This window comes from Nosocomiicoccus ampullae, assembly GCF_019357495.1.
GTDB lineage: Bacteria > Bacillota > Bacilli > Staphylococcales > Salinicoccaceae > Nosocomiicoccus > Nosocomiicoccus ampullae.
The window spans coordinates 445,725-472,210 of sequence record NZ_CP079110.1; the positions used below are offsets into that span (position 1 = coordinate 445,725).

Genomic DNA, 26,486 nt, shown 5'->3' on the forward strand with positions numbered 1-26,486 from the left:
AGGGAGGTGTTAAACTAATATTTGTAAGAATTTTCAGATAATTATAATTTGGAGGAATCAATATGCAGTATGTATTAAAATTTTCAAAGTTTATGACTAATATGATGGCGGTTTGGGTTATTTTATTTACAGTGATTGCACTTATTTACCCGAATCTATTTATTTGGATTGCTCCATACATAACAATTTTACTTGGTGTCATTATGTTTACAATGGGACTTACTTTATCTATCGATGATTTTAAAGAAATTTTTAAACAACCAATTAAAGTAATTGTGTTAGCACTCTCGCAATATTTAGTGATGCCTATCATTGCAGTGTCACTCGTATTTTTATTTAACTTACCACCAGAAATTGCAATTGGTGTTATTTTAGTTGGGTCAAGTCCGGGAGGAACTTCAAGTAATGTTATGACGTTTTTAGCAAAAGGCAATGTTGCGTTAAGTGTAGCAGCAACAACAGTTACAACATTACTTGCACCAATTGTTACACCTAGTTTAACGCTATTACTTGCTTCAACTTGGTTAGACATTTCATTTTCAGCGATGATGGTGTCAATTTTACAAGTGGTATTAATTCCAGTATTACTCGGTTTAGGTGTCGGATCATTATTTAGAAAACAAGTGGATAGAGTCGTCGACGTATTACCAATGATTTCTATGACATGGATTCTTGGGGTGATGACAGCAGTGACTGCATCGAACGTCGATAACATTTTAGCGTCAGGATTAATTATTTTACTCGTTGTTATATTACATAATTCACTTGGCTACGTGACAGGATTTTTATTAGGGAAAATATTTAAATTTAATCTTGCAGATACAAAAACAATTTCAATTGAAGTCGGTATGCAAAATTCAGGACTTGCAACCACACTCGCAGTACAGCATTTTGAACCAGTCACAGCACTACCTGGTGCGTTATTTAGTGTATGGCATAGTCTTTCAGGAGCGGTACTCGCAAACGTTTTTGGCAAGATTAAAGAGAAAGATTCAGATACAATGAACCAAAAATTTAACCAAGAAGTACATGTTTAAAGTTATAATTAAAAAAAGAACCAGTCTATTAAACTGGTTCTTCTTCAATGTAAAACTGATTTAAAGTATTAAATGTCTCTTTTAAATCTTCTAGAAATGCCTCGTCTGATTTTAATGCGCTGTCTTCTGGTGAATAGTATTTACCAATCATTAGCTCACCAGATTTTACAGTGCTTAAACGATCAATTGCTTTTTTTACATCTGTTTCATTTAAATCTTTAATGAATAACTTTTCAGGTTTCATATGATTTTTCGTAATGAAATAATTATCTCCGAGATTTAAAATATCTTCAATTTGTTGGTTCCAGAGTTCAGCAGCATCTGATTTTTGAGGCGCTTCATATATAATTCCGTACTGACAAAATGCGTGATCTTTAAATAGTCCAATTTGAAAGTGCGGAAGCATTTTATATCCGCGCTTATTTGTTCCAAAAGCGACCCATGAATCAATTGGAGGGTTAACCTTTCTACGCGCATGTTGAGCAACGTGACTATAATGTGTGTCGCCCGTTATTTCTGTTAAATAATCAGTGAAGTAGTCTCCTAAATGTTCTAATTTTTTTCTCGCATGTTGCTTTAATTCTTCCATCGTTTTTTCAAGGCTATCGTGAGTAAATACGTTAAAGTCTTCTTCAGTAAATGTATATTTCATTGTATGCCTCCATGTAATGTATAGCTTTATGATAAAATAATAAGTGATAATCATCAAATGATTGAGGTGTATAAAAATGGATGTATATGAATTTGCGAAATCGTTAATTAAAGATGCTGGAGATTTTATTGAAACAAGACGTCTAGAAGGTTTTGAAGTATTAAGAAAAACAGGACCGCACGATTTAGTGACACCGGTCGATAAAGAAACGGAAAGCTTTATTTACAACCGTATTAAAGCACAATTCCCAGAACATAAAATTGTTGGAGAAGAAACGTACGGTAAAGAAGTAACAGAGTTAAGTGGATATACGTGGATCGTCGATCCAATTGATGGCACAGTTAACTTTATTAATCAAAACGATAACTTTGCAATTTCTGTTGGAATATATAAAGATAACGAACCATTTTGTGGTTTCGTCTATGACGTCAGTAATAAAGTACTTTACCATGCAAAAGCGGGTGAGGGTGCTTATAGAGATACGAAACGTCTAAACGAAGTAAAATATCAATCATTAGAGAATACAATTGTCGGGTTAAGTCATAAGTGGCTATTAAAAGAAGATGTTAAAGATGCGTTTACAGAGCTTGTCGTAAAAGCACGATCAGTTCGAAATAGAGGAAGTGCAGCACTCGATTTTACGTATGTTGCTGAAGGTAAATACGGGGCAGCAGTATTCTATAAGTTATTCCCGTGGGATTTTGCGGGTGGAAGAATTATCGCAAATGAACTCGGCATTAAAGTAGTGACATTAACAAATGAAGAGGTACCAGTATTAGAAGCATCAAGTATTGTTGCTGGTCATAAAGATTTAGTCGATGAAATTTTAGAAATATTTAACAATGATACTTTTAAAGAAAATCACGATAAACTATATAAAAAATAAAAAACATTCTCACTGAATATTTAGTGAGAATGTTTATATAATTATAACCAATCATTTTCTCTATACTTTTTCTTTAATGAAAAACCAACACCAAAAGTGGCGAAAAATAATAATGTTAAAGTTATTGCGAATAACCACATCTCTTCAGCAAGTGACACTGATATAAGTACGAGAAGTGTAATTGCAATAACTGCAAGGAAGAAAAAAATCGCCTTAGATTTTTTCTGCATGTATATCGACTCCACGTATAATTTTCTTAATTATATCATATAAAAACGATAGTATGATATAATTGGACAGTTAAATAACCTATAAACGAAGGGATTTTCTGAATGAACGAAAGAAAAGATATTAGAAATATAGCAATTATCGCTCACGTAGACCATGGAAAAACAACGTTAGTTGACGAACTATTAAAACAGTCTGGTCTATTTAGAGAAAACGAACATGTTGAAGATCGAGCGATGGATAGCGGAGATATTGAAAAAGAACGCGGTATAACAATTTTATCTAAAAATACTGCGATTGATTATGAAGATGTAAGAATTAATATTTTAGACACACCTGGACACGCAGACTTCGGTGGAGAAGTTGAACGTATCTTAAAAATGGTAGACGGAGTAGTTCTTGTCGTTGATGCATTTGAAGGAACGATGCCACAGACACGCTTTGTACTTAAAAAAGCATTAGACGCAGGTGTTACCCCAGTCGTTGTTGTCAATAAAATCGACAAACCACAAGCACGACCTGAAGCGGTCGTTGATGAGGTGCTTGAGTTATTTATCGACCTTGGTGCTGACGATGAACAACTTGAATTTCCAGTCGTATATGCATCAGCTATGAACGGAACTGCAAGTTTAGATCCAGACACACAAGATGAAAATATGAAAGTACTCTACGATACGATTTTAGAAAACGTACCTTCACCAATTGATAATAGTGAAGAACCACTTCAATTCCAAGTGTCACTCTTAGACTATAACGACTATGTTGGTCGTATCGGTGTTGGAAGAGTGTTTAGAGGAGATATTTCAGTTGGAGAGAATGTATCGTTAATTAAATTAGATGGTACAATTAAACATTTTAGAGTAACGAAAATGTTCGGATTTTTAGGGCTTAAACGTATTGAAATTGAACATGCAAAAGCTGGAGATATTATCGCGTTGAGTGGTTTAGAAGATATTAACGTTGGTGAAACAGTCACAGACCGTGAAGTTGAAGAAGCATTACCAGCTCCTACGATTGACGAACCTACACTTCAAATGACGTTTTCAGTGAATAATTCACCATTTGCAGGTCGTGAAGGTAAATATGTTACAGCACGTCAAATTAAAGACCGTCTAGATATTCAATTAGAAACAGACGTTTCATTAAGAGTTGATCAAGGTGCGACACCTGATCAGTTTATTGTGTCTGGACGCGGTGAGTTACATTTATCGATTTTAATTGAAAATATGAGACGTGAAGGATATGAACTTCAAGTATCTAAACCAGAGGTTATCGTAAGAGAAATTGATGGTAAAAAACATGAACCATTTGAACGTGTTCAAATTAACGTACCAAGTGAGCACGCAGGAAGTGTAATTGAGTCACTCGGGCAACGTAAAGGCGAAATGCTAGATATGGAAACTGTAGATGACCAAACAAAACTAGTATTTTTAGTACCATCACGCGGACTAATCGGTTATACGACAGAGTTTATGACGATGACACATGGATATGGTATTTTAAACCATACGTTTGAAGACTACCGTCCATTAATCCAAGGTAAAATTGGGGGACGTCGTAACGGTGTACTCGTTTCGATTAATAAAGGAACAGCAAGTGCATTTGCAATTATGAACTTAGAAGACCGTGGGACAAACTTCACTGAACCTGGTACAGAAGTGTATGAAGGTATGATTGTCGGAGAAAACTCTCGTGAAAATGACTTAGGAGTTAATATTACAAAAACTAAAGCACATACAAATATGCGCTCAGCAACTAAAGATCAAACAGAAACAATGAAGCGTCCGAGAATTATGACATTAGAAGAAGCACTTGAGTATATAAACGTCGACGAATTAGTTGAAGTTACGCCAGAATCGATTCGTCTACGTAAAAAAATCTTAAGTAAAAGTGAAAGAGACCGTGCAGAAAAGAAAGCTAAAAAGCAAGAGGAGTAGAATTTAAATGCTTTTGTCCTTCATATTAATGAATGCGTCAGATAGTGGTTTATATGACCGACTGTCGTTTTTTGGAAAACTCTACGGAGTTGATCAAAATCCAGACGTTGCAATGTGGTTATTATTTATAACTGTATATGTTCTTTCAGTACTTGCATATATATTAGGTTTTGCTAAAAAGTTAAAATTATGGCAAAACATCATTATATATATTATTATGCTATTATTCTCATTACCACTCACATTTTTCGCTGCATTTTACCCTGTCGCAGAGTGTTTAATTGTTATTGTATTTGTGATGGGGATGTACCGCTACAGACTTCATAAAGAAAAGAAACAAGGTACAATTTCATTTGATAAAAAATAATTAAAATACCCTGTACGTAAAAACGTACAGGGTAAAATTTTAGACAAAATCAAATGATGTGACGTATTCGTAACGTTCAACAATTTCTCCATCTTTTATGACTAAAAGATCAACCATGCCGTCTTCATAAAGTCTTTGACCGTCTTTAGAAAACTGTGCGTAATGATCATATCGGTCTTTATAAGCGAGTGCTGTTTTTCCGTCTTTATGTGTAATTTCATAAGTGACAGATTTAGGCTCTGCATATTCTAAAAATGGATCAAGTGCCATTAAAAATGTACCGTTTAATAATTCTTCTTTTTTATTTCTATATTTTTTCTCTGATTTTAAAGTTGGTGGTAGAGTTTCACCTTCAATAATTTGACGGTTCCATTCAACGCTGTCGTCAAAGTTAATTTCTTCATCTTCATTAATTAAATCTTCAATATGTATTTTTCTATCATCGAAAATCCATGCACTTGAATCAATTGTAATGACAAAATCTACATTACCTTTAATTTGTAATAACATGTTAGCCCTCCTTAAAATTAAATTATATCAAATTTATCGTGTTCTAAACAGTTAACGTTACTTGAAAAATGCATAGCTGTAGAGTAGTATTTAGTTGTAATGAAAAGGGGGAAAGGGCCTTGTCTAATGAAGAAACTTTACGACAGCTTGCGTTAGAAACACTCGAACAAGATGCGGATCGAATTGTGCAACTGATTCGTGTGCAAATGGATAACCTGACAATGCCTCAATGCCCAGTTTACGATGAAGTTTTAGATACGCAAATGTTTGGGTTATCTAAAGAGATTCACTTCGCAATTAGACTGGGTTTAGTTGATAGAGAAAAAGGTAGAATGATTTTAGATGACCTTGAAAAGCAAGTATCTAAAGTACATGAAGCGTACTATAAACATAGAGAGCAATTAAAAGAGACGAAAGAGTCTTAGTTGGTGGTTGAATGAAAAAAGTTAAGAAGCTAAAGTATCCGATTAGTAAAACGAATCAGCATATTGATTATACAATCATACTTGCATACATAGTACTATCTATTATTGGATTAGTGATGATATATAGCGGAAGCATGGTTAAAGCAGCACGTAGTGACTTTACAAACTTTGATCCTAAGTTCTTTTTTAACTCACAAATTCGTTATGTTATTTTTGGGTTAACGTTATTTGTAATCATTACTTTCTTTACAAATACAAGATTATATAGAAAAGCAATAGTTCCGGTTGTATTAGTCGCTGGAATTATAATGTTTCTCTTAATGACACAAATATTTGGTACTGAGGTTAACGGTGAAAAAAACTGGTTAAGACTTGGTTTTATTAACTTACAGACATCTGAGTTTGTAAAACTCGTAATTATTATGTACCTTGCTTATGTATACGATAGAAGACATCGAGTAAATAACCGATTAATCCCAACGGATGTGAAGCACTTAGCACCATTTATCTTTATGGTGATTATAGGATTATGGGTTGCGTATAACGATTTTGGAACATCAATGATTATATTTGCAATTATATTTTCAATGTTTTTCTATTTAAATTTTCCTAAGAAATTTACTTTTTATGTGTTTTCAGGAGTTATTGGATTAGCTGCATTAATCGTTGGAACAGTTATTGTTTTTAAAGGAAGCTTCTTAAGTGACTATCAACTTGCGAGAATTGACACATTCTTCCATCCGTTTAATGATCCTTATGGTGAAGGGTATCAGTTAACGAACAGTTTAATTGCAATTTCAAATGGTGGATTGTTTGGGCAAGGAATCGGAAATGGTATATTAAAACTTGGATATTTACCAGAAGCACAAACAGACTTCATATTTTCTGTAATAGCTGAGGAGTTAGGTCTTATCGGAGTACTTGTTATATTATCGTTATATGCGCTAATTGTTATTAAGGCATTTTACTATTCATCAATGACGAAAGATTTGTATTTAAGACTTGTAACTTTTGGTATTGGAATTTATATAACGGTGCAATGTTTCTTTAACATTGGTGGTGCGTCTAAAGCATTACCACTTACAGGTGTACCATTACCACTTTTAAGCTTTGGTGGATCAAGTTTTCTAAGTATTTCAATTGCACTTGCCGTATTAAGTGTTGCAGTTAAAGAAATTAGATATAGAAGAGAAAATGGATATGACTAAAGACGTTTTTTAAACGTCTTTTTTTAATATAACAAAAAACGCGAGGAAAAACCCTCGCGTTTTATGGTTCATAGTCTGGTCTGCTAATCAGTAGAATGTAATAGCAAAGTATACCAAATATTAAAGTAATAAATAATGCATGGAATAATGCGATGAAAATATTAACATATGTGAATATTGTTAAAGCACCCGTAATAATTTGTAGTACGAGTAGCGTCATCATAATAATCCAACCATTTTTAATGACGCGGTAATTACTATAGTATCTTAGTACGTGAATCATTGCGATAACCATCCAAATGAATAGAATAAGTACTAAGAAACGATGTCCCATTTGAACCGCTTGGTAAAAGTTAGTTGGCATAATTTGATGTGGCATACAATGTGGCCACCTTGTACATGCAAGAGAAGCGTCAGCATGACGGACCAATGCACCACTATATATTACAAAATAGATATAGATAATAATACCAATAGTGTGGCGTCTGAGTCCTTTATGTATAATAAGACCCTTTGTATCATATTTTAAATCGACGTGAAACACGAGTAGGGTTAGCACGAATACTGCTGCAAAACAGATGAGTGAAATACCAAAGTGTGCAGCGAGTACAAACTCACCATGCCATAAACCTACAACTGCCGCTGCGCCAATTAAACTTTGAATAAGTATGAAGCTTAACGACACACATACTAAAAATTTAGTTTCTCTAATATGAGAAAGTTGTTTCCAAGCCATTACACCAAAGATAATTAAGAAGATGATTGCAATTCCAGATACACCTCTATGTGCAATCTCTATTATTGTATCTAATGGCCAGTCTTTAGGGATTAGTTGACCATGACATAGCGGCCAAGAGTCTCCACAACCTTCAGCAGAACCAGTTTTAGTAACTAAAGCTCCACCAATTTGGACAAATACCATAATGAGGGTAGTAATAACCGCTACTATTTTTAAATTTTTATACAACGAAAACACCTCATCAGAATTCCCTAAATATATCTGTTCAATTAATAAATATAAACCATCATATACAAACATGCAATAATTAAAGTTCTATTTAATACTTAACAAAATCGTAAACTATGGTAGAATCTATATGTGAATGACAGTGAGCTATAGTGGTGAATTGCTTATAGAATGTATAAATTGTAAAATTATTGAACAATTTTTGAACAATCTGTGAAAAAAAGCTATCAATACTATAGATTATCGGTGTCTTTTCCTATATTATTAATAGTAACTAGAATGTTGGTGAAAGGGGGCGAGGGATGAATGCAGAGTCATGTGTCTAGCAATAGACAAACTATGACATTTGTTGAAAGACAACAAGCATTTAGAGTTCTAATTAAAGAGGGCATCATTAAAGCAAATTTAATTCCAGCATTTGCGGCTGGATTTTTAGCTGTAATGTATTACGGCCATTCTTTCTTTAGTTCATTACCATTATTACTAATCATGCTATTAGGTGTTGGGCTTTTAATCGGAGGAGTTGCAGCGCTGAATAACTATTATGACCGGGATATTGATTCAGTAATGAAGTCGAAAGAAAGCAGACCAAGCATAGATGGTACTTATAGTGGTAAAGATATACTTTGGATTGGTTTTTCAATGGTTGTAATTGGAGAAGCACTCTTATATTCGATCAACATGACTGCAGGGACGCTTGGCCTCTTAGCTGGTTTTGGCTATGTAGTGCTATATTCTATCTACTCTAAAAGACATTATGTCATTAATACAGTAGTTGGAGCATTACCAGGAGCAGCACCTCCCTTAATTGGATGGGCGGTTATAGACCCAAACTTACATATACTCGCTATCGCGATGTTCTTTGTAATGTTTATATGGCAACCACCGCACTTTTACGCTTTAGCAATAAACCGTAAAGACGAATACAGCATGGCTAACATTCCAATGTTACCGAGTGTGAAAGGAGAAAAGCGGACGGTTAAATCGATAGTGATGTGGATTTCACTATTAATTATTACTCCGTTTTTCATGGCTGATTTAGGGATTTGGTTCGTAATTCTAATTACATTACTTAACCTATCTTGGTTATTACTATCCTTAAATATGTTCAAACCGATCACAGATTACAAACGCTACGCAAAAACAGTGTTTGTATTTTCATTGAATTACATTCTTATTTTTTACGTGATGATTATAGTTGCCGGTCTATTAATCTAAACTTATATTTCGAAAGAGGGGTCTATTGATGAAGAACAGTTGGACGAAGACAAAATTTTATATGTTAATGTCTGTTCTAGCTATTTTCTTAGCAGGCTGTGGTAAAGAAAATTTAAGTGCTTTACAACCTGCTGGTGAAATTGGGAAACAACAATTTTTCTTAATTGTTCTTTCAATTTCAATTATGTTACTTGTTGTCGGAACTGTTGCGATTACATTTACTATCGCTGTTCTAAAGAGTCGTAGAAGTAAAGTAGGAGAAGCATTTGTACCGAAACAAGTAGCGGGTAACCATAAACTTGAAGTGATTTGGACAACAATTCCAATCATCTTACTTATCATTTTAGCAATTCCAACAGTTTGGATTACATTCAAACAAGCGGACGTTGAGGATATGGTAACGGAAGATGGTGTAGCAAATAAAGATTCAGTAATCGTTAACGTTACTGCATACCAGTACTGGTGGGAATTTGAATATGAACACGAAGGTGTTGTAACTTCACAAGACCTAGTTGTTCCAACAGATGAGAAAGTATTCTTCAACCTTAAAGGTGCAGATGTAAAACACTCATTCTGGATTCCATCAGCTGGTGGTAAGCTTGACACAAACGTAGATGGTATTAACAGCTTTTACTTAGTATTTGATGACGATAAAGCAGAAAATGCAGATCGTTTATTCTATGGTAAATGTGCTGAGTTATGTGGACCATCACACGCTCTTATGGACTTTAAAGTAAATGCTCTACCAAGAGAAGAATTCGATCAGTGGTTAGCTGATATGAAAGAATTCGAAGAAGAAGGTAAAACAGCAGATTCTTCTGACGCAAAAGAAGGTCAAGAGATTTTCAACAACTCTTGTATGGGATGTCACTCTGTAACACCAACTAACCCAGGTGCGGCTGGACCAAACCTTACAAACTTTGGTGACAGAGAACTTATCGCAGGTGTCCTAGAGCACAACGAAGAAAACTTAATTGACTGGATCAAAGATCCAGAAAGCATTAAACCAGACAACAAAATGACTGGTGCTTATCAATTAAACGATGATGAAATTGAAAAAGTAGCTGCATACTTAATGGAGCTTAAAGTTGACAAAAACTCTGGAGACGTTGAAAAAATGAAAAAAGCAATTGAAGCAGAGGATAATGATGAAGGAGGCGACAATTAAGCATGGCTAAGGTAAATGGGCAAGAAGTTGGTTTTGGTCGTTTAATTTGGGAATACCTTACTACAGTTGACCATAAGAAGATCGCTATTTTATACCTAATTGCTGGTGGATTCTTCTTCGTCATGGGTGGTATTGAAGCGATGCTTATTCGTATTCAGCTCGCTGTACCAAATAACGATTTCCTATCTGCTGGATTATTTAACGAAATGATCACGATGCACGGTACTACGATGATATTCTTAGCTGCGATGCCAATTATATTCGCATTTATGAACGCAGTAGTTCCATTACAAATTGGTGCACGTGACTTAGCGTTCCCATTCATGAACGCTTTAGGTGTATGGATGTTTATTTTAGGTGGTATCTTCGTTAACATTTCTTGGTTATTCGGAGACGCACCTGACGCTGGTTGGACAAGTTATGCGTCACTATCTATTGCATCACCAGGACATGGTATTGACTTCTATGCAATTGGTTTACAGATTGCAGGGGCTGGTACTTTAATTACAGGTATTAACTTTGTAACAACAATTATTACGATGAGAGCACCAGGTATGACATACATGAGAATGCCATTATTCACATGGACAGCACTTGTTGCATCAATTCTTATCGTGTTTGGTTTCCCACCATTAACAGTAGGACTTTTCTTACTAACATTTGACCGTATGTTCGGTTCAAATTTCTTCATTGTTGAAGCTGGTGGTAACACAATTATTTGGGAACACTTATTCTGGATCTTCGGACACCCAGAAGTATATATCCTAATCTTACCGGCATTCGGTATTTTCTCTGAGATTTTTGCAGTATTCTCAAGAAAGAGACTATTCGGTTATTCTGCGATGGTATTCGCTACTGTATTAATCGGATTCTTTGGATTCATGGTTTGGGCACACCACATGTTCACAGTTGGTTTAGGTCCAACAGCAAACGCTATTTTCGCATTAGCTACAATGGCGATTGCCGTGCCTACAGGTATTAAAATATTTAACTGGATCGCAACGATTTGGGGCGGTAGTATTACATTTACTACACCAATGCTTTATGCATTAGCATTTATCCCATCATTCGTTATGGGTGGGGTAACTGGTATCATGCAATCAGTTGCACCAGCAGACTATCAGTACCATGACTCATACTTTATCGTAGCTCACTTCCACTACGTAATCGTAGGTGGGGTAGTATTTGCGATATTAGCAGGGCTTCACTACTGGTGGCCATTAATGTTCGGTACGAAACTTAACGAAACATTAGGTAAAATCGAAATGGCAGTATTTGCTATCGGTTTCCATATGACATTCTTAATTCAACACTGGTTAGGTCTATGGGGTATGCCACGTCGTGTATTCACATACTTAGACGGTCAAGGTTTAAATGTTGGTAACTTAGTATCAACAATCGGTGCATTACTCATGGCAGTCGGTGTTATCGTACTAGTCATTAACATTATTATTACAGTTGCTAAAAACGACAGAGTTGTTGACGTTGACATTTGGGATGGTCGTACACTTGAGTGGTCAGTTGCAGCACCAACTCCAGAATACAACTTCTTCCAGACTCCACTAGTACGTGGATTAGACGCTCTACAACTTGAAAAAGAAGAAAACAATGGCGAAATTCCAGCAGCCGGACCAGTTGAGGATATTCATATGCCGAACAACTCAATTATCCCGCTAATCTTGTCATTAGGATTATTTATCGCAGGATTCGGTGCGTTATTCCATGCATCTGGTCAAGACTGGGCAATCCCAGCGGTTAAAGACTTACCAAGTATGAGACCTTGGTCAATGATTTTACTCGTTGGTGGTTTATCGATTACATTCTTATCTATGATGGCAAGATCTTGGATTGACGATCACGGTCATTACGTGAAGAAAGAACGTATCGAAAAAGAAATGCGCGAATATGAAGAAAGAAAAAGAGGTGCGAACTAATGGCAGAAGTTAAATATAATGTAAGCAATGCTAATTGGCCGAAGCACCCAGAAACAGCTACAACAGAAGGTAAAAATAAGTTTGTTGGATTTTGGACATTCTTAGCCGGAGAGACAGTGTTATTCTCTTGTCTCTTCGCAACTTACCTCGCGTTAAAAGACTCTGTACCAAGTGATGATCACTTACTAGCTGCTGATTTATTCCACTTAGAGTTAGCGTTTGTTATGACGATGTTCTTATTAACATCATCATTAACGAGTGTTTTCGCTGTGTATCAAATGAGAAATAACAACTTCTCAAAAATGCAGCTTTGGTTAGGAATTACAGTATTATTAGGTGCTGGTTTCTTAGCATTAGAAATCTATGAGTTTATTGAATATGTATCACTCGGACACACGTTTAGATCAAGTGCATTTGGTAGTGCGTTCTACATATTAATTGGAACTCACGGTTTCCACGTAATTATCGGATTAATTTGGATTACACTTCTAATCATCCGTAACGCAGGACGTGGATTATCAGTATATACAGCTGCTAAAGTAAATACAGCTGCATTATACTGGCACTTCATTGACGTTGTGTGGGTGTTCATCTTCACAATCGTTTATCTGTTAGGGGTGTTATAAATGGCAGACTTACAAACAGAATCATTAAACAAAAAAGAGTTAGACACACTGTATAAATCACGTGCAAAAGAGATGAGAATTCAGTTAACATCTTTTGCTCTAATGATTTTCATGACATTTATAGCATTCGGATTAGTAGCACTTGAATTCAACAAATATTTAGTTGGGGCTATTATCGTTACACTAGCATTCATCCAAGTTATCCTTCAGTTCTTCTACTTTATGCACATGAAGGATAAAGGACACGACTTTGCGAAGTTATTTATATTAGTTGGTATGTACTTTGCAATTGCGTTTATTATTACGTTTGTGTTCATCGTATGGATTGGAACAGGTGGAATTAAATAAAATAAAAGGACTAGCGATGCTAGTCCTTTTTTTAATGTTGATAATTTGACAAATAAAATATGTAAGTTTTGAACAAAATAGTCTATAATGAAGAGTAGTTAATTATTAAAGGGTGATAAATTTGGATCGTTTAATGTCGATACGAATTTTTGGTTTCATTGGTAATTGGAGTCCATTTTTAATTGCGTTCATGATTGTCGCATCAATAGTGTACTTTTTAATTACGATGAAATGGTATAAAGACATACCTGGTGGACGTAAGCTTAAAACATCTGAATTTTGGATGTCTGTTTCAGTCATTATATTATTTTATATTACATTCGGTTCACCAGTAGACATACTGAGTCATATATTATTTACATTCCATATGATTCAAATGGCATTAGGATTACTTTTAATTCCGCCAATGCTATACTTTGCAATTCCTGATTATTTATGGGCATACATGATTAAATTACCTGTATTAAGAGTGTTCCATAAAATAGGACAAAAGCCGTTACTTGCACTCGTGTTATTCTGTGGGGCATTTTCTCTTTACCATATTCCAAAAGTTATGGATACGTTAAAGTTAAATCAGTCTTTACACTTTGCTTCACTTGGTGTCTTATTTATACTCGCAGTTATTGCGTTTTGGCCAGTATTAAACAAAGTAGATCCGCCGGAAAAACATATGAACTACTTATTTAAAACGTTATATGTGTTTGGTATTGGTGGGTTACTTTTACCAGCATGTGCGATGATTATTTTCACTGAGACACCATTGTTTAAAACTTATACTGAAAGTGCAGCATGGTTAAAATCAATGGAGCTTTGTGTACCTGCAGGTGTATTAGATTCACTTAAAGATCAAAATATGATTAGTGGACCAGAATATTTTAGTAACATGTCTCCGTTATCAGACCAACGTACTGGTGGAGTCATTATGAAAATTTTACAAGAAGTTTTCTTTGGTTTTATCATTGCTTACTTATTCATTAAATGGTGGAACCAAGAGTCAAAAGATCCAGACGAAATTACACGTCGTTCACTTGAAGCTGCAAATGAGCGTAAAAAAATGGAAGAATTATATAGATAATAAGAGGGTTGAAGAATGGATTTAAATTTTATATTGCCGACGATTAGTACATCGTTTATCGTACTTAGTGCAATTATGATGGCGATTGGTTTACACAAAATGCTAAAGAAAAGAGATATTGAAGGTCACGATAAATTTATGACATTATCAGCTTGGTTTGCATTAATTTTCTTTATCATTTATTTATCTAAAACGATATTCTTAGGGAACACGATGTTTGGTGGACCAGAATACCTCGTTCCTTATTATGTGACGTTTTTAATCTCTCACATTATTTTGTCGACGACAGGTGGAGTACTTGGTGGTTTCCAAGTCTTTACAGGTAAAAAGAGAATTTTAGCGAAGCATAGAAAAGTAGGAATGTTCGCAGCGATTGTTTGGTTCTTAACTGCAATTACTGGTGTTATGGTATATGTATTACTTTATGTACTTTATCCAGGTGGAGAGACAGCAGGACTTTTAGACGCAATTTTACATTAAGAAACAAAGAAAACCCCGTTACTTTTTTAAAAGTAACGGGGTTTTTATTTATGCATGAACTGCTAGATCTTCATGAATCGCTCTAATTTTTTGAATTGCGTGTTCGACAATTCTTTCTGGGAAATGTTCATCTTTTCCGTATTCAATACCTGTTGGGAAATACCATTTACCAATGTAAGGGTCCATAAGTTGAAGTACTGCATCGTTTGCACCAACGTCACCGCTTATTGCATATGCAGGGAAACGTAAGTAAAACGTTCCTTCAGGAACTCTGTATTGGAAGTCGAACGTCATACGTTCATAGTCCCAACTACCACCTAATACACAACCATGTTCGTTCATAGTTTCTTGTAAGAGGTTTTGTTCAATAATTAATTTTTCGATACCAGAATTTTCAAATACCATCCGAGTAGACCTCCCTATTCCATTAACTTTATTTTAATCGAAAATGATTGGAAATACAAATACAATTTTATGTACTATAATAGTATGATATCATATTCTAAGAAGAGGTGAGCGTATGTTTTCTACATATAAGATGATGGAAGTTTTAGATTGTCTTGATGATATAAATGAAATGGTTAAATCCTCTGATGAATTTAAAAATTATATATTTTATAAAAATAAACTCGAAGAAGATTATGAAACAAAAGCGCTTATTGATCAGTTTAATCAATTAAAATTAGACTTTGAAGAAGTTGAGCGCTTTGGGAGATATCATCCGGACTATAAAGAGAAAAGAAAAAATATTCGTCTCTTTAAAAAGAAAGTAGATTTAAACGAAAACGTTATAGAATATAGACGCGCAGAATATGTTTTACAAAACTTACTCGATGAAATACTTTATGTTATCGGTAAGTCAATCAGTAACCACGCAAATGTTGTAAGTTCAAATCCATTCTTTTCAAATGGTGAGTCTAACTGTATGACTGGTGGGGGCTGTAGTTGCGCAAGTTAAAAAACAAAACGGAATCCGAAAATTTTATCGGATTCCGTTTTTGTATAATTTATAAACGTATTGATTTTTAGACGATAAATTTAATAATTTACGATTAAGTTCGCTTTGTCTGGGTAGTCTGTCACAATCGTGTGTGCTCCTAAATCTAATAAGCGTTTCATTTCGTTTGTCTCATTCACGACCCAGTAACCAACTTTCACATTTAAGTCATGTAAGAAGTTAATGAATCTTTTTTGATCGAGTCTTAATGACGTAACATTAGCTGGAATTTGGAAGGTGTCTCTCGATGGATGGTACAAGTGCCCAAGGCCGCTATAATACAGTGTGTACGCTTTTGTCACTTCTTCACTACCAGCACCAATCGCAATTAAGTCTCCACTAAATCCTGTAAATCGTCGGATCTGTTCATCTTCAAAACTTGTGACGATAACTCTGTCGATTACTTTTTCATCTAAAATTAATTCAAAAAGTAGTGGCGCAATTTTTTGGCCTGCTTCAGTTTTTAAGCTATCTTTCATATCTATATTGATAATAACATCCGGATATTCTCTAAATAACTCACGTAACGTCATGACTTTAGCATCTTTAGACCCTCTATACGGATAATTTCCTCTAACGTCTTTAAAATTATAGCCAAAATCTAATTCTCTTAGTTCTTTTAATGTGTAGTCCGAAACTTTACCGCTATTTTCAGTCACTCTGTCGACGTATAAGTCATGGAGTACGACAATTTCGTTATCTTTCGTTAAGCGGACATCGATTTCAAACCCATCTACTTGCTGATTCACTGCGTTATCAAACGCAAGTCTCGTATGTTCTGGATAATTTCCTTTACCTCCGCGGTGTGCAAATATGTAAGGTGCACGGTGTTTAAACACCGGTTTAATTTCATTTACGTTTCGTTCAGCACGGATTCTACTATATAAATATAATGATGAAATGCCTGCTGCTGACAGTAACGCTTTTGTACGTAATTTCATATTTGGCCTCCTAATAGATGTAGTATACTAAAAGTTAAATGTGTTATCATGTGTGTAACAAAGAAGGGTGAAAGCTATGCTAACAGAACGTATTGGTATTTATATATATTTTAAACAAAATAAGTTTATTCGCCAGTTAAAGCGTTACGGTCATGTCGTCTATGTGAATACTAAAAAGCAATACATGCTCGTTTACGTGAATCAAGAAGAATTAGACGATACATTGAAACGACTATCTAAGCTTAAATACGTTACAGATGTACTTGTCAGTGAATATAAAAATATTAAAAAAGAATATACAAAAGACCCAGTTTAGCTTATTTTAACTGTGGAATGAGATGGTTTAATCTTAAAACACCAATCATGTATTGAAAGAATAATTCCGTTTCGTGAAAATCTTTAGGGTCACGTGACGTCATCTCGACAACCTCGACACCATATTCTTTACAAAGATTATGAATCATTTCATACATTTTACCGTCCGGACCATTTCTTAATCCGCGTAAAATTGTGTAAAGTGCTTGGAAATCTTTTTCGACAGGCTTCATAACGAGACTAAATGTCGACGGTGCGTCTTCATGGTGAAAGAAAATCGCCTTATCCACGCGTGCATGATTATATTCGAGTAGCGCTTTTAACTCGAAGATTTCACTATAGCCATGTCCAAGGACAATAAATTTTTGCATTAATTTCAACCTCTCATAGTATGTTTCTTTAATTATAATATAAATTTAGATAGAGGTGTAGAAGTGAGAATAATTACAGGGAAATATAAAAAACGTCATATTGAAACACTCCAAAATAGAGATACAAGACCGACAAGTGAAAAAATAAGAGAAAGTATGTTTAGTAGTATTGGTGAAATAGTGCGTGGAGACGTCTTAGATTTATTTGCTGGATCTGGCGCGTTAGGTATTGAAGCACTATCTAGAGGCGCTGAGAGTTGTATATTTGTCGATGGCGCAAAAGATGCCATTAAAATCATTCATCAAAATACAAAAGGTATCGAAGAAGACGTTGAAATTTACCGTACTGATTTTAAACGTGCGTTAAAAGCACTGAGTAAGCGTGGTAAACAAATGGATTTAATATTTTTAGATCCACCGTATAAGAAAAAGTTAATCGATAAATCACTCGAACTCATTAAAGAATACAACATTTTAAAAGAGAATGGTTTAATTATTACTGAAGCCCATATCGATGAAACAATCGATTTAAAGGGATTTAACGAGTGGAAACATCATGAAATGGGTACGATTCAATATAAAATTTTAACGACGGAGGAAAACCATGGCTAATCAGAAAATTGCTGTATGTTCAGGTTCATTTGACCCAATTACATATGGCCATATCGATATTATCGAACGTGCGTCAAAAATATTTGACGTTGTTTATGTATGTGTTTCACATAACCAAACGAAAAAAGGGCTTTTCACACCAGATGAACGTGTGGAATTAATAGAAAAAACAATTGCTCATGTACCAAATACGAGAGTACGTAAACACCAAGGATTACTAATCGATTTTTGCTTAGAAGTGAATGCGGATGCGATTGTTCGTGGATTACGTGCAGTATCTGACTTTGAGTATGAAATGCAGATGGCAAGCATGAACCGCAAACTTGCAGAGGAAGTCGATACGTTATTCATTATGACAAATAACAAATATTCATTTATATCGAGTTCAATCGCAAAAGATGTGGCAAAACATCACGGTAAAATTAGTGACGTTGTGCCACCAGAAGTTGAAGCGGCTTTAGTTGAAAAATTTAAGTAGAGTGAATAATCACTGGCTGATTAAAGTCATTTAAACGTTGATTAGTCAACGTATTATATATACGCGTTCCTTTTATTTCATAATAAAAGTCGAGCGCGTCTTTTTTTGTGACGTTCGTTATAAAACTACCGTCTTGAATTTTCGAAAGATATTCTCTTCCATTTTGGTTCATCGCGAGAACTCTAAATTTTTCTGGAGTATAATTGTTATAGTCTTCATTTGTTATATTTAAAAGCACATATATTAATAACCTTTGAAGTCTTGTTCTCGTATATCGCTTTGTTTTTATTTTATTGATAAAATCTTCGTAACTACTCGCTTTTATAATTTGTTGTTTTAATCTATACTCAAGACCTTCAGTCATCGTATAAATTTTCTTTAAGTCTTCGATACTACTTCTTTCAATAATTACTTTCAGTGTTTCAAACATTACTTCATTTGTTACGGCGCCGTCCCTGATAATTTTTTCAGCAAAATGCTTTGGCATAAACTGATTAGCTTGATTGATATCACCATTTAAAAGTGTCTGTCTTAAACTCGTGGCGCTGGAAAACTCACTTTGAGATAATTTATTATCGTTATAATGATTTCCAACACGTTTTACTGTATGAAGTGAAACGTTATAATTTAATATATCACTCGCTTTTATATAACTCATACCGAGTGTGTTATTTGGTTCTTTTAAAGTGGGCTCATTTGTGAGTTCACTTATCGCACGTGGATACGAATACCCATTACTTAGAAGTGGTGCTAAATCGTTTTTACTAATTGATTTAGATTTTAAATATGCACTTTTTAGTGCTTCAATATCGTTAGATTCACTTCCAAAAACGATATGTGACGCACCTAACTTTTTTGATGTGAACATTCCTCCGTACGCAAAATCATCCGCAAAACTTGTTGCGTATAGGAGAGGGAGTTCAACGACTAAGTCCACGTAGTCTAAGGCAGCTTGTGCTCGGTTAAACTTATTGGTCACAGCGAGTTCACCGCGCTGTGTATAATTGCCAGACATCACTGCAATTGTGACATCAGGATCCACTATTTCCTTTGATTTTTTGATATGATATATATGACCGTTATGAAACGGATTATATTCAGTGATTAAAGATAAAATTTTCATAGCATAAGCACCCCTGAAATTACTCGTCATTATTATAGCAAAAATGATAATCATTAGAGAATTAAACGTATATGATGTTAAGAAAATAACTTGACACTTCACTGTAAAATATGTAGAATATTTGTTGTGCTTATAAGAGGTGGGTAAATTATGAAGTGGTCACTATCGGAACTCAGAAAGTTTCAAGATACCGCATTTACTTTTGAAGAACACTTAGAACTTGAAGACGTTTCAAATCGTCAAGACGTTTTAGATGTGAATGATATATTCGTTAAAGGTTCAATTCGTAACAACAAAGAAGAGTTTTATGTCAATATAGACATTAAAGCGAATGTTAAAATGATTGATAGCCGTTCAGGCGAAGACGTTATCTATCCATTAAGTGTTACGTCAATCGAAACGTTCGATGAATCTCTCGAAGAGGATGAGGATATAGAAGATCCAACGTTACATCCTGTTTTACATGAGCTCGATTTAGAGCCTGTAATAATAGAGTTAATTAACGTCTCAATTCCAGAAGTGTATTCTGAAAGTAATGAATTACCAGACTCATCAAACACCGAGAATTGGAATGTTTACAGTAGTGTCGAAGAATTTGAAAAAGACCAACCTGTAGACCCAAGATTAAAAAAATTAGAAACGCTGTTTAAAACAGACGAAACGGAGGATTAACAATGGCAGTACCTAAAAGAAGAACTTCGAAAACTCGTAAAAATAAACGTCGTACACACATTAAATTAAGTGCACCAGGAATGGTTGAGTGCAAAGAGTGTGGAGAAATGAAATTAAGACACCGCGTTTGCCCAAACTGTGGGTCATATAACGGTGCAGAAGTAGTAAATAACTAAAACATGGACAGAAAATGTCCATGTTTTTTTATTTAAAACCGTTTATTTGAGTCGAACGAAGAAATTACATATAATTTGACTTAAATACGTATAAGAATTGTAAGGAGACAAACTATGAGGTATCTCTATAATGATGATTTTAATGATGAAATAAACTGTAGTAGCGAAGCAGACTTAAAATTCTTTCATAATAATCAATTTAACGAAGCGACGCTTCAAAGGTTATTTGAAAGAACCCCACATGAACATACAAAAGCACTTAGTACAATTATCGAAAAAGATATGCTCAACATTCTAGGTGGACTTACAGAAAGTCAAAAAGAAAATATTAAAAAATTAAGCGAAGGACATAAAGTTGTGATTGGTGGTCAGCAAGCTGGATTATTTGTAAGCCCGTCATATACCCTTCATAAAATTATTTCGATTTTGATCGTCGTAAAAGATATTAAAGAAAAAATGAACTATGAAGCTGTACCAGTGTTTTGGGTCGCATCTGAAGACCATGATTATGATGAAATTAACCACACTCATGTCTACGACACGTTTCATAACCGAATTAAAAAAGTATCTTACAAACCTAACTTAGATATAGGTATGAGTATTGGATTTTATGAGTACGACAAAAAGGAATTGTTAGATTGTTTAGATGAAGTATTTAACTATACGAAAGACTCTAAAGAAAATATCGAAATTAAAGAACGAATCGAAAAAGAAATTAACACTCACACATACTGGTCAGAGTTATTCACTGCACTTGTAAATAATATATTTAGTGAATATGGTCTCCTCATATTTAATGCACATAATAGTGAAGTGCGTGAATTAGAAAAAGGAATATTTAAAGAAATTATCGAAAAATCAGAAGATATCGACCGAGCATTTAGAGAGGGTCAAAAAGAGTTTACTGATCACTTCAATATACCTAAAACAATTGAAACAGATACAAATGTCCACTTATTCGTCAATTCTAAAGAGAAAAGAGAATTGCTATCTCGTGATGGTGATGAATTTAAAACTGAGGAAAGTATCTATACTAAAGAAGAATTATTCGATTATTTAAATAAAACTCCAGAAGAATTTAGTAATAACGTCGTAACTAGGCCTTTAATGCAAGAACTATTATTTAATACTGCTGTATTTTTAGGCGGAGGTGCAGAGGTCAAATATTGGGGCGAATTGTACAAAGTGTTTGACGTTATGGAAAGAGAAATGCCCGTTGTTTTAAAACGTATGTCATTTATAAATGTACCAACTGAGTTAGAAAAGTTATTAAGTAGTTATGATTTATCTCTTACACCTCAGTTAATTGAAGATATTCAAAAAGAAAAGGATCATTTAACTGCACAGTCGACAAATAAAAAACTGTTAAAAGGAATTCATAATTTAAGAAAATTAGTTGAAAAAGAATATGAATCACTTGAGAAACAAATTCAAACAAAACACGAAAAACAACTCATTGATCGTAATGAGTCAGGCATTTTAAAACAAGTAGATTACTTAGAACGTAAATATAATTATGATGTGAAACGACAAGTGAGAAATGAATTAAATAAACTCGACGAACTTGGTATGTTACTTCTTCCTAAAGAAGTACTTCAAGAACGTATCTTCCACCCGACGGTTTTTTCAAATCAGACGTTTGATTTCACACCGTTAAACTATACAAACAAGCTGATTGTAGTTATGGAATAAGGAGAATCAGGACCCATTTAGAATGGGTCCTCTTTTTTTTATCATTTTTTAAGAGATAAGTGGAGGAAAGTGGTAGATTATGGTAAATTATAAATAGAGTATGGGAGGGTAGTGGATATGTTTATCGGTGAGTTTAGTCACAACTTAGATTCAAAAGGACGTATGATTGTTCCGAGTAAATTTAGAGATGATTTACAAGCACAATTTGTGATTACTCGCGGATTAGATAAGTGCTTATTTTGTTATACAATCGATGATTTTAAAGCCATTGAAGGAAAGATGAAAGAACTCCCACTCACTAAGCGAGATGCTAGACGTTTTACACGTCTATTCTTTTCCGGTGCTGCGATTGTAGAAGTTGATAAGCAAGGACGTATAAACATTCCACAACATCTTAGAGACTATGCAAATTTAGAAAAGTCATGTACAGTCATCGGTGTGTCAGATCGCGTTGAGATATGGGACAGCGACAGCTGGAATAGTTTCTATGATGACTCTGCTGAAAATTTTGAAATGATTGCAGAAGATTTAATTGATTTTGATTTATAAGAGGTGAAAGTATGTTTAAACATGACACAGTATTATTAAAAGAGACAATTGATGGTTTAAACATCAAGCCTGACGGGATATATGTTGACGCTACTTTGGGTGGTGGTGGTCATACATCATACCTACTCAGTAAACTAACGACAGGACGAGTCATCTCATTTGATCAAGATATACTTGCAATCAACAATGCAAAAGAAAAATTTGATGATGATAGACTTACTCTCGTTCATCGAAATTTTGAATTTATAAAGGAAGAATTAAACGCACTCGGCATAGAGAAAATAGACGGTATATTATATGACTTAGGTGTTTCGAGTCCACAGCTGGATTTAGTAGAGCGTGGATTTTCACACTCTAAAACTGCACGCCTAGATATGAGAATGGACCAGACACAAAGTCTAGATGCTTATGAAATCGTCAATACATACAGTTATGAAGAACTCGTTCGAATCTTCTTTAGATATGGTGAAGAAAAATTCTCTAAGCAAATCGCTAGAGAAATTGAAAGTAGACGTAAAGAAAAACCGATTGAAACAACGACGGAATTGGCAGATATTATTAAATCAAAAATTCCAGAAAAGTTTAAACGAATGAAAGGTCATCCAGCACGTAGAGTCTTTCAAGCACTTCGTATCGCTGTAAATAACGAGCTTCAAGTGTTTGAAAATAGCCTTCAAGATGCAATCGAACTATTAAATAAAGGTGGAAGAGTATCTGTAATTACATTCCATTCATTAGAAGATAGAATTTGTAAGCAAATCTATTTAGAATATGAACGCGGACCAGAGTTACCAAAAAATATGCCAATTATTCCCGAAGGGTACGAGCCTTCCTTAAAACGTGTAAATAAAAAGCCGATTTTAGCAAGCGAAGAAGAACTTGAAGAAAATAGTCGTGCACGAAGCGCAAGGTTAAGAATTGCAGAAAAATTGAAGTGATTTAGGAAGTGTAAATATGCAAGCAGAGCGAGTCAGACAGAATATTCAAAAGCCAAATGAAAAAGTATATATAGAAACGCCAAAAAAGAAACGTAGAATCGTAAGTTTAAAATTAAATGAACTTCTGTTATATGTCGCTTTGATGATTGTTTTATCATCAGCAATTGTGTTTGCACTAGATGCTAAATTCGAAGCGCATGAATATGAAAGAGAAATTTCTCAATTGGATTACGAAATTAACGCAAAAGAAAAAGAAATCGATGAACTAACAACAGAAGTGACACACTTATCTTCTTACGAACGCATTTATCAAAAAGCGAACGAATTAGGACTAAAGCCGAATAACGATAATGTAAAGGTTGTTAGGAAGTATGAAAAGTAATTTATTGTTAAGGATAAGAGAACGCCTGTTAAAACAAAGTAGAAGTCATTCCACTTTCTCTATACCAATAATTACACTCCTGATTTATGTCATGTTAGGAGTGTTTTTTGGTTTTTTAATTATTAATTTTGTTAATATCATGTTGTTTAAAAACGTAGACAACGTAAATTTAAAAGAACAGGCATCGAGTAAATATGACCGCCACTTAGTCGATCACGCAGAACGTGGTAAAATTAAAGACCGAGACGGTAATATTCTCGCAAGAGACACTGAAGCGTATCAAATTGCGGTTATCGTTGGTCAAGATTTTGACAACCATATCGAAGATTCTAATGAGGTCGCAAAAGCATTATCTGAAATTATCGATATGGAAGAAAAAGAGATTTTAAAAGTCATCAATGATGGTATTGAAAAAGGCTTATATCAAGTCGAATTTGGTGATAAGGGCCGCAATGTTGACTATAAAGAAAAACAAAAAATTGAAGACCAAGAATTAAAAGGAATCATCTTTACGCCAACAATTAAACGCTCATATCCTAATGGAATATTTGCGTCACATCTAATTGGTTATGCAGAGTTAGACGAAGAAGGTCAGATTGATGGACGCGTCGGTATTGAAAAAGAGTACGATAAAGAAATGACCGGTAAAGATGGATTTAAAGACTATAACGTTGACAGTTGGAACTATATCGTTCCAGGTACGATGGAAAGTAAAAAATCTGTTGACGGAATGGATGTTGAACTGACAATTGATTCTAATATTCAATTATATCTTGAAGAATCATTAGACGAGATGGAAGAATATTTTGAACCTGAAGAGTTATTTGCCTTTGTTGCAGATGCTAAAACAGGTGAAATATTAGGTGCAGGACAGCGTCCTTCATTTAATCCAGATACTCGTGAAGGGTTTGGTAATAGCTGGTTAAATATGTTATATGAATACCAGTTCGAACCAGGGAGTACATTTAAAGTGTTTACACTCGCTGCTGCTATTGAAGAAGGTGAATACGACCCAAATCAGTACTATATGACTGGTCAGCGACAAGTCATGGACTCAACAATTTACGACTGGGAAAAATCAGGATGGGGATCAATTACGTATAATGAAGGGTTACAGTATTCTTCCAATACGTTAATGATGGACTTAATGGATAACGTTGGACCTAAAAAGATGCTTGAGTACTATAAAAATTTTGGTTTTGGTGAACCAACAGGTTCTGAGTTTAGTACCGAAGCAAGTGGACAAATTGTTTTTGACAACGAACTTCAGCAAAAAATAACTTCATTTGGTCAAACGATTAGTACGACTCCAATTCAAATGATTCAAGGGTTTACAGCATTATTAAACGACGGAATGATGAAAAAACCGTATGTCATTAAATCAGTACGTGATACTGAAACAGATGAAGTTGTGTATCGTGGTCAAGAAAGAAATGTCGAACAAGTTATAAGTAAAGAAACTGCTGAAAAGACGATGGATGAAATGAACACACTCGTCGGTGGGTCGTTAAATAGAAATAGTTCATATGAGCTTGATGATTATACCGTAACAGGTAAAACTGGTACAGCTCAAATATATGATGCCGATGCAGGTGGGTATTTATCAGGTGATTATGAGTCCTTAACGTCATTCATTGGTTATGCACCTGTTGAAGATCCTAGAGTGATTATATATTACGGTGTGAAACGCGCATCTAAAAATAAAAGTGATACATGGGATTACGGAGTTTCTAAAGGATTTAATCCGTTAATGGAACGTTCACTAAAATATTTAGAATTAAAAGATGTCAACCGTAGTGATGAAATCGAAACAATTCCTGTTGAAGACTTCACAGGACAAGACGTTTCTGACGTAGATATTTTACAAAATGATTTACTGAATCAAGTCTATGTTGGTGAAGGTACAACAGTTGAAGATTATTATCCAAAGCATACGGAAATGTTACCTGGAGAAGTAATCGTTATTCAAACAGATGGTGAAAAAACGATGCCTGACTTAAGAGGTTACTCTAAGCGAGATGCCATTTTAATTATGGATTATCTCGGTATTAAGTCTAACTTTAAAGGGGATGGTTACGTTACAGAGCAAACGATTAAACCAGGTGAACCTTTAGGAGATAAACAAAAAATAAGCTTTACATTAAAAATGAAAGATTCAAACAAATAGGAGGCAA

32 protein-coding genes are annotated in these 26,486 nt (G+C 34.5%); 24 read left to right on the plus strand and 8 right to left on the minus strand.

The window, feature by feature from the left end:
• Window positions 1–62: 62 nt before the first annotated feature.
• Entirely contained in the window at window positions 63–1,037 is a 975-nt protein-coding gene (locus KPF49_RS02290) for a bile acid:sodium symporter family protein (protein WP_183674074.1), read from the plus strand.
• A gap of 28 nt (window positions 1,038–1,065) precedes the next feature.
• Here KPF49_RS02290 and KPF49_RS02295 read toward each other — a convergent pair whose 3' ends face one another.
• Window positions 1,066–1,689, minus strand: a complete 624-nt coding sequence (locus KPF49_RS02295) for a YktB family protein (protein ID WP_183674076.1) — start codon at window positions 1,687–1,689, stop codon at window positions 1,066–1,068.
• 76 nt (window positions 1,690–1,765) lie between these two features.
• Here KPF49_RS02295 and KPF49_RS02300 point away from each other — a divergent pair, with 76 nt between their 5' ends.
• On the plus strand, window positions 1,766–2,575 hold the full coding sequence (locus tag KPF49_RS02300; protein ID WP_183674078.1) for an inositol monophosphatase family protein: 810 nt from the start codon (window positions 1,766–1,768) through the stop codon (window positions 2,573–2,575).
• A 41-nt stretch (window positions 2,576–2,616) separates the two neighbouring features.
• Here the strand turns inward: KPF49_RS02300 and KPF49_RS02305 are convergent, their stop codons facing one another.
• Window positions 2,617–2,805: a DUF5325 family protein gene (locus KPF49_RS02305; protein WP_183674080.1), complete on the minus strand. Its 189-nt coding sequence runs from the start codon at window positions 2,803–2,805 to the stop codon at window positions 2,617–2,619.
• A 102-nt stretch (window positions 2,806–2,907) separates the two neighbouring features.
• Between KPF49_RS02305 and typA the strand changes: the two genes are divergently transcribed.
• Together typA and KPF49_RS02315 are read left to right on the plus strand one after the other, a co-directional pair.
• Window positions 2,908–4,740: a translational GTPase TypA gene (gene typA / locus KPF49_RS02310; RefSeq protein WP_183674082.1), complete on the plus strand. Its 1,833-nt coding sequence runs from the start codon at window positions 2,908–2,910 to the stop codon at window positions 4,738–4,740.
• Window positions 4,741–4,747: 7 nt separating this feature from the next.
• A complete protein-coding gene (locus KPF49_RS02315) occupies window positions 4,748–5,107 on the plus strand; it encodes a YlaH-like family protein (protein WP_246562779.1) in 360 nt (119 codons plus the stop codon).
• A gap of 39 nt (window positions 5,108–5,146) precedes the next feature.
• Here the strand turns inward: KPF49_RS02315 and KPF49_RS02320 are convergent, their stop codons facing one another.
• Window positions 5,147–5,617 carry a hypothetical protein gene (locus tag KPF49_RS02320; protein WP_183674086.1) on the minus strand — a complete coding sequence of 157 codons (471 nt, stop codon included), beginning with the start codon at window positions 5,615–5,617 and terminating at the stop codon, window positions 5,147–5,149.
• 119 nt (window positions 5,618–5,736) lie between these two features.
• Here KPF49_RS02320 and KPF49_RS02325 point away from each other — a divergent pair, with 119 nt between their 5' ends.
• Together KPF49_RS02325 and KPF49_RS02330 are read left to right on the plus strand one after the other, a co-directional pair.
• The gene (locus KPF49_RS02325) at window positions 5,737–6,042 is read left to right on the plus strand and encodes an Fpa/YlaN family protein (protein ID WP_183674088.1); all 306 of its coding nucleotides are present in this window, start codon (window positions 5,737–5,739) and stop codon (window positions 6,040–6,042) included.
• 11 nt (window positions 6,043–6,053) lie between these two features.
• Entirely contained in the window at window positions 6,054–7,250 is a 1,197-nt protein-coding gene (locus KPF49_RS02330; RefSeq protein ID WP_183674090.1) for an FtsW/RodA/SpoVE family cell cycle protein, read from the plus strand.
• A gap of 61 nt (window positions 7,251–7,311) precedes the next feature.
• On the opposite strand, the gene KPF49_RS02335 is transcribed toward KPF49_RS02330, so the two are convergent.
• A complete protein-coding gene (locus KPF49_RS02335) occupies window positions 7,312–8,217 on the minus strand; it encodes a COX15/CtaA family protein (protein ID WP_246562782.1) in 906 nt (301 codons plus the stop codon).
• 306 nt (window positions 8,218–8,523) lie between these two features.
• Between KPF49_RS02335 and cyoE the strand changes: the two genes are divergently transcribed.
• The 7 genes from cyoE (at window position 8,524) to KPF49_RS02370 (ending at window position 15,066) form a co-directional block, all read left to right on the plus strand.
• Window positions 8,524–9,435: a heme o synthase gene (gene cyoE, locus KPF49_RS02340; RefSeq protein WP_183674094.1), complete on the plus strand. Its 912-nt coding sequence runs from the start codon at window positions 8,524–8,526 to the stop codon at window positions 9,433–9,435.
• A 28-nt stretch (window positions 9,436–9,463) separates the two neighbouring features.
• A complete protein-coding gene (gene coxB / locus KPF49_RS02345; RefSeq protein ID WP_183674096.1) occupies window positions 9,464–10,603 on the plus strand; it encodes a cytochrome c oxidase subunit II in 1,140 nt (379 codons plus the stop codon).
• 2 nt (window positions 10,604–10,605) lie between these two features.
• Window positions 10,606–12,537, plus strand: a complete 1,932-nt coding sequence (locus KPF49_RS02350) for a cytochrome c oxidase subunit I (protein WP_183674098.1) — start codon at window positions 10,606–10,608, stop codon at window positions 12,535–12,537.
• Window positions 12,537–13,163, plus strand: coding sequence for a cytochrome (ubi)quinol oxidase subunit III (locus tag KPF49_RS02355; RefSeq protein ID WP_183674100.1), 627 nt, complete (start codon window positions 12,537–12,539; stop codon window positions 13,161–13,163). The genes KPF49_RS02350 and KPF49_RS02355 overlap by 1 nt, the downstream gene beginning before the upstream one ends.
• Entirely contained in the window at window positions 13,164–13,511 is a 348-nt protein-coding gene (locus KPF49_RS02360; protein ID WP_183674102.1) for a cytochrome C oxidase subunit IV family protein, read from the plus strand.
• Between the two features lie 112 nt (window positions 13,512–13,623).
• The gene (gene ctaG / locus KPF49_RS02365; protein ID WP_246562785.1) at window positions 13,624–14,586 is read left to right on the plus strand and encodes a cytochrome c oxidase assembly factor CtaG; all 963 of its coding nucleotides are present in this window, start codon (window positions 13,624–13,626) and stop codon (window positions 14,584–14,586) included.
• 15 nt (window positions 14,587–14,601) lie between these two features.
• On the plus strand, window positions 14,602–15,066 hold the full coding sequence (locus KPF49_RS02370; RefSeq protein ID WP_183674106.1) for a DUF420 domain-containing protein: 465 nt from the start codon (window positions 14,602–14,604) through the stop codon (window positions 15,064–15,066).
• Window positions 15,067–15,114: 48 nt separating this feature from the next.
• Here the strand turns inward: KPF49_RS02370 and KPF49_RS02375 are convergent, their stop codons facing one another.
• Entirely contained in the window at window positions 15,115–15,471 is a 357-nt protein-coding gene (locus KPF49_RS02375; RefSeq protein WP_183674108.1) for a YugN family protein, read from the minus strand.
• Between the two features lie 115 nt (window positions 15,472–15,586).
• Between KPF49_RS02375 and KPF49_RS02380 the strand changes: the two genes are divergently transcribed.
• Entirely contained in the window at window positions 15,587–16,024 is a 438-nt protein-coding gene (locus tag KPF49_RS02380) for a YlbF/YmcA family competence regulator (protein ID WP_183674110.1), read from the plus strand.
• An 80-nt stretch (window positions 16,025–16,104) separates the two neighbouring features.
• Here the strand turns inward: KPF49_RS02380 and KPF49_RS02385 are convergent, their stop codons facing one another.
• Complete coding sequence (locus KPF49_RS02385; protein WP_183674112.1) at window positions 16,105–17,004, minus strand: glycerophosphodiester phosphodiesterase family protein; 900 nt, start codon at window positions 17,002–17,004, stop codon at window positions 16,105–16,107.
• A 76-nt stretch (window positions 17,005–17,080) separates the two neighbouring features.
• On the opposite strand from KPF49_RS02385, the gene KPF49_RS02390 reads away from it, so the two are divergent.
• The gene (locus tag KPF49_RS02390; RefSeq protein ID WP_183674114.1) at window positions 17,081–17,320 is read left to right on the plus strand and encodes a DUF2129 domain-containing protein; all 240 of its coding nucleotides are present in this window, start codon (window positions 17,081–17,083) and stop codon (window positions 17,318–17,320) included.
• A gap of 1 nt (window position 17,321) precedes the next feature.
• Here KPF49_RS02390 and KPF49_RS02395 read toward each other — a convergent pair whose 3' ends face one another.
• Complete coding sequence (locus tag KPF49_RS02395) at window positions 17,322–17,690, minus strand: DUF7147 family protein (RefSeq protein ID WP_183674116.1); 369 nt, start codon at window positions 17,688–17,690, stop codon at window positions 17,322–17,324.
• Between the two features lie 39 nt (window positions 17,691–17,729).
• On the opposite strand from KPF49_RS02395, the gene rsmD reads away from it, so the two are divergent.
• Together rsmD and coaD are read left to right on the plus strand one after the other, a co-directional pair.
• Window positions 17,730–18,302 (plus strand): 16S rRNA (guanine(966)-N(2))-methyltransferase RsmD, encoded by a 573-nt coding sequence (rsmD, locus tag KPF49_RS02400; protein ID WP_183674292.1) that lies wholly within the window; start codon window positions 17,730–17,732, stop codon window positions 18,300–18,302.
• Window positions 18,295–18,780: a pantetheine-phosphate adenylyltransferase gene (coaD, locus tag KPF49_RS02405; RefSeq protein WP_183674118.1), complete on the plus strand. Its 486-nt coding sequence runs from the start codon at window positions 18,295–18,297 to the stop codon at window positions 18,778–18,780. Before rsmD ends, coaD begins: the two co-directional genes overlap by 8 nt.
• On the opposite strand, the gene KPF49_RS02410 is transcribed toward coaD, so the two are convergent.
• Complete coding sequence (locus KPF49_RS02410) at window positions 18,773–19,903, minus strand: nucleotidyltransferase (RefSeq protein WP_183674120.1); 1,131 nt, start codon at window positions 19,901–19,903, stop codon at window positions 18,773–18,775. The genes coaD and KPF49_RS02410 overlap by 8 nt on opposite strands.
• Window positions 19,904–20,053: 150 nt before the next feature.
• Here KPF49_RS02410 and KPF49_RS02415 point away from each other — a divergent pair, with 150 nt between their 5' ends.
• The 7 genes from KPF49_RS02415 (at window position 20,054) to KPF49_RS02445 (ending at window position 26,479) form a co-directional block, all read left to right on the plus strand.
• Window positions 20,054–20,575: a YceD family protein gene (locus tag KPF49_RS02415; RefSeq protein WP_183674121.1), complete on the plus strand. Its 522-nt coding sequence runs from the start codon at window positions 20,054–20,056 to the stop codon at window positions 20,573–20,575.
• A gap of 2 nt (window positions 20,576–20,577) precedes the next feature.
• Window positions 20,578–20,751 (plus strand): 50S ribosomal protein L32, encoded by a 174-nt coding sequence (rpmF, locus tag KPF49_RS02420; protein WP_183674123.1) that lies wholly within the window; start codon window positions 20,578–20,580, stop codon window positions 20,749–20,751.
• Window positions 20,752–20,865: 114 nt separating this feature from the next.
• Window positions 20,866–22,443: a bacillithiol biosynthesis cysteine-adding enzyme BshC gene (gene bshC / locus KPF49_RS02425; RefSeq protein WP_183674126.1), complete on the plus strand. Its 1,578-nt coding sequence runs from the start codon at window positions 20,866–20,868 to the stop codon at window positions 22,441–22,443.
• A 117-nt stretch (window positions 22,444–22,560) separates the two neighbouring features.
• A complete protein-coding gene (mraZ, locus tag KPF49_RS02430) occupies window positions 22,561–22,992 on the plus strand; it encodes a division/cell wall cluster transcriptional repressor MraZ (RefSeq protein ID WP_183674128.1) in 432 nt (143 codons plus the stop codon).
• A gap of 11 nt (window positions 22,993–23,003) precedes the next feature.
• On the plus strand, window positions 23,004–23,930 hold the full coding sequence (rsmH, locus tag KPF49_RS02435) for a 16S rRNA (cytosine(1402)-N(4))-methyltransferase RsmH (protein ID WP_183674130.1): 927 nt from the start codon (window positions 23,004–23,006) through the stop codon (window positions 23,928–23,930).
• A gap of 16 nt (window positions 23,931–23,946) precedes the next feature.
• Window positions 23,947–24,312 carry a cell division protein FtsL gene (gene ftsL / locus KPF49_RS02440; RefSeq protein ID WP_183674132.1) on the plus strand — a complete coding sequence of 122 codons (366 nt, stop codon included), beginning with the start codon at window positions 23,947–23,949 and terminating at the stop codon, window positions 24,310–24,312.
• The gene (locus KPF49_RS02445) at window positions 24,302–26,479 is read left to right on the plus strand and encodes a penicillin-binding transpeptidase domain-containing protein (RefSeq protein ID WP_183674133.1); all 2,178 of its coding nucleotides are present in this window, start codon (window positions 24,302–24,304) and stop codon (window positions 26,477–26,479) included. The genes ftsL and KPF49_RS02445 overlap by 11 nt, the downstream gene beginning before the upstream one ends.
• The last annotated feature ends 7 nt before the right edge of the window (window positions 26,480–26,486 follow it).